The organism is Treponema sp. OMZ 840, assembly GCF_050937815.1.
Taxonomy (GTDB): Bacteria; Spirochaetota; Spirochaetia; order Treponematales; family Treponemataceae; genus Treponema_C.
This window is the reverse complement of the sequence record NZ_JACDIJ010000028.1, coordinates 1-2,985: the sequence shown is the minus strand read 5'-3', so window position 1 is coordinate 2,985 and position 2,985 is coordinate 1. Positions and strand designations below refer to the sequence as shown.

Sequence of the window (2,985 nt, the reverse complement as noted above, 5' to 3'; positions counted from 1 at the left end):
ATTCGCATATAAAAGAGCGTAGGGTAAAGCCCGTACCCTCTTTTTTTAGACACAAACCCCCGTAAATAATGAGTTTTACGCTTGGCGTAAAACTCATTATTTACGGCTTTACCGGCATCCGTGCCGGGAGGCATAAAATCGCACATCCATGTGCGATTTTATGCCGATATAAAGCTTTCCCGAACATCCTGTTCGGGACTGCGAATGAGGGGAGAGAGGAACTGCGGACAGGATGTCCGCCCGTGTAAGTTCGGCGAGTTTTTTGCTTGCAAAAAACTCGAGCTTAAAAGCATACAGGACGTATGCTTTTAAGCAAGTACTCTCTCCCCCTAACATTTAGGAGGTTTCTTATGAAACACACAAAAAACAGGATTTTTACAAATCGGGCGGCAGTCTTCACACTTGCCGCATCGCTCGTGATTATGGGGCTCTTTACCGCCTGCCCCAACGCCGCAGGAGGCGGTAACACGGGCGGCGGTTCGTCAGGAGGGGGAAGCGGCCCCGCCTATGTAAAGGTAGCCTACGCCGAGCTTGACACCTACCTTGCAAACACCGCTTTAAGCACAAAGGTAAACTATATAGAAGTAACCGGCACCATACCCGCTGATAACTTTAGAGGAAGCGGCGGCAGCCCTTCCGCCTTGGGGCAAAAAATAAAGGCTCACCCTGCCAAAAAAGTTGCCCTTAAACTGCCCGGCGAAGTTGCAGATCTTGACAATATGAAGTTTTGCTTTTACGGCTGTACCAATCTTGTGTCGCTTGCCGGTATCCCCGCAAGCGTTAAGGATATGACAGACTGTTTTAACGGCTGCATAAGTTTAACTCAAGCTCCCGACATTCCTTCAAGTGTTATAGGTATGAAAAACTGTTTTAGAGCCTGCACAAGTTTAACTCAAAATCCCGTTATTCCTACAAGCGTTATAACTATGGAAAGCTGTTTTAGAGACTGCACAAGTTTAACTCAAGCTCCCGGCATTCTTGCAAGCGTTACGGATATGAGCTTCTGTTTTTCAGGCTGCACAAGTTTAACCCAAGTGCCGGACATTCCTGAAAGCGTTACGGATATGCGCTACTGTTTTTCGGGTTGTTCCGCTTTAAAAGGGGTAAAGCTTCTCTGTAATTATGAGGATACGTGGAACGAGTTTGAGAAAGTCTTTGAAGGCTGCACCGCTTTGGAAACAGGCGGTATACAGATACCGGGTGCATACTTCGGTAATTACGCCGATGCAGCGGCCCTTAATGCAATGGCGGTTCCCGGCAATACTTACGAAGAACGAAAGGCGAAATTTGCAGTCATAGGAGGAGAAGCACCCAAGTACAAGGTAACGCTTGAGCCCGCCTCAGACGGCACCGTAACGGTAAACCCCGCCCTTCCTTCTGACGGCATGGTAGCGGAAAACACGGAAATCACCTTTACCGCTTCCCCGCATGCAGGTTACAAGCTTCAAAAATGGGAACTGAACGGGCAGGCGGTAAACGGCGCCGCTCCTACCTACAAGCTAAAAGTTACGCAAAATGCAAGTGTAAAGGCTTTTTTTGTGCCGCGTCCGAACACCGTCTACCTTGCAGGCACCATAGGAACAATCGGGAATGAAAAGCCCCATTATTGGAAAGACGGCACCAAGCACGAGCTGCCTATGGACTCGGAAATGACTAGCGGATTAGCACGTTCCCTTACCCTTAAAGGCGGAAAAGCCTACAGTGCAGGGGAGCAACAAAGATCCGGGCAACCTCGTGCCCGTGTATGGGAGGGAAACACCCTGTACTGGAGTCAGGATGCGGGAACCGTTGCACAAGCAATTTTAAGCGAAGGCGCTTCCCTCTACATAGCGGGAAGGCTCGAAAAAGACGGAGCGAGGGAAGCCTCCGTTGCCGACATAACGGACAAAAACGCGGTGCGCATCGCTCATCTGCGTACAAGCACGGGAACGGAGGAAGGTTCGGAAGCTTACGCTTTGTGCTCCTCTCCTTCCGCCTTGTATGCCGTAGGAAAAATAAACAACAGCAACTCCTCCCAAAAAAAAGGTGCCTTATGGACAATAAACAAAGCTCTTAACGAAGCCTCGCGTACCGAAACGGTACTGGCTACGGGAAGTTATGTCTGGCCCAAGGCGGTATGCTTTTTGGACGGCGCAGTCTACGCTGCAGGACGGAATGCGGCACAGAAAGCTGCGGTATGGAAGGTTACGGGCACGGGCTCAAGCGCAGATGTAACGCCGACGGAACTTGGAATCTACGGCTCCGAAGCAAACGCCGCTTGCACAAAAGACGGCCGTGTTTTTATAGGCGGACGAAACAGCGGCAATCCCTGTGTATGGAAGGGAAAGGACAGCTCCTTTACAGCCATAAAGTTAAGCACCGAGGCCGGCACGGTGAATGCCCTCTACGCTTTCGGCACCGACATCTATGCGGCAGGCTATATCCTGGAAAGCGGTGTAAAAAAAGCCGCCTATTGGAAATTCACTTCCGCCATTTCATCTGCCGCCGATGCCGACATAACCGTCCTTACCGCCGCCGACAGCGAAGCCCTGGGCATTGTTGTAACGATGGAGTAGGGTTGAAGCGGGCGGCTTACATAGCGCCGCCCGCTTCAACGTCGAGTTTATGACGGGCTTATGCCCGTCATAAACATCGCGGATAACCGGCTTTAAGTTCGCAATTCTGAAGAATTGCTCACACTTAAAAACAGTATGCCTAAAATCAAGCGGCGTGTGCGGTTTTTAACTTGAGTTTGTTTCAAAACCGAGCCTCCTGCTCGGTTTTGAACTCCGGTTTCAGGCAAGCCCGAAACCGATTACTAACGGCTTTTCCGGCATCCGTGCCGGGACTGTGAAGTTACATCGAACATACAGCTGTCAGCTGTATAGGCCGGGTTCTTAGGGGCGGTGCATACAATCGGACGTCCTGTCCGATTGTATGCTTCAAGTTTGCCTCAAGGCAAACTTGTTTATATGGAACTTTCCCGAACATCCTGTTCGGGACTGT

General features: G+C 50.4%; 1 protein-coding gene. It reads left to right on the top strand.

Annotated elements, in window-relative coordinates; translation table 11 throughout:
- Positions 1 to 350 precede the first annotated feature (350 nt).
- The gene (locus tag H0R92_RS13930) at positions 351 to 2,555 is read left to right on the top strand and encodes a leucine-rich repeat protein (protein ID WP_432966254.1); all 2,205 of its coding nucleotides are present in this window, start codon (positions 351 to 353) and stop codon (positions 2,553 to 2,555) included.
- Positions 2,556 to 2,985: the final 430 nt, after the last annotated feature.

Excerpts from the sequence above, each read along its gene's own strand:
- H0R92_RS13930 (WP_432966254.1), top strand. The coding sequence starts at position 351 with ATGAAACACACAAAAAACAGGATTTTTACAAATCGGGCGGCAGTCTTC.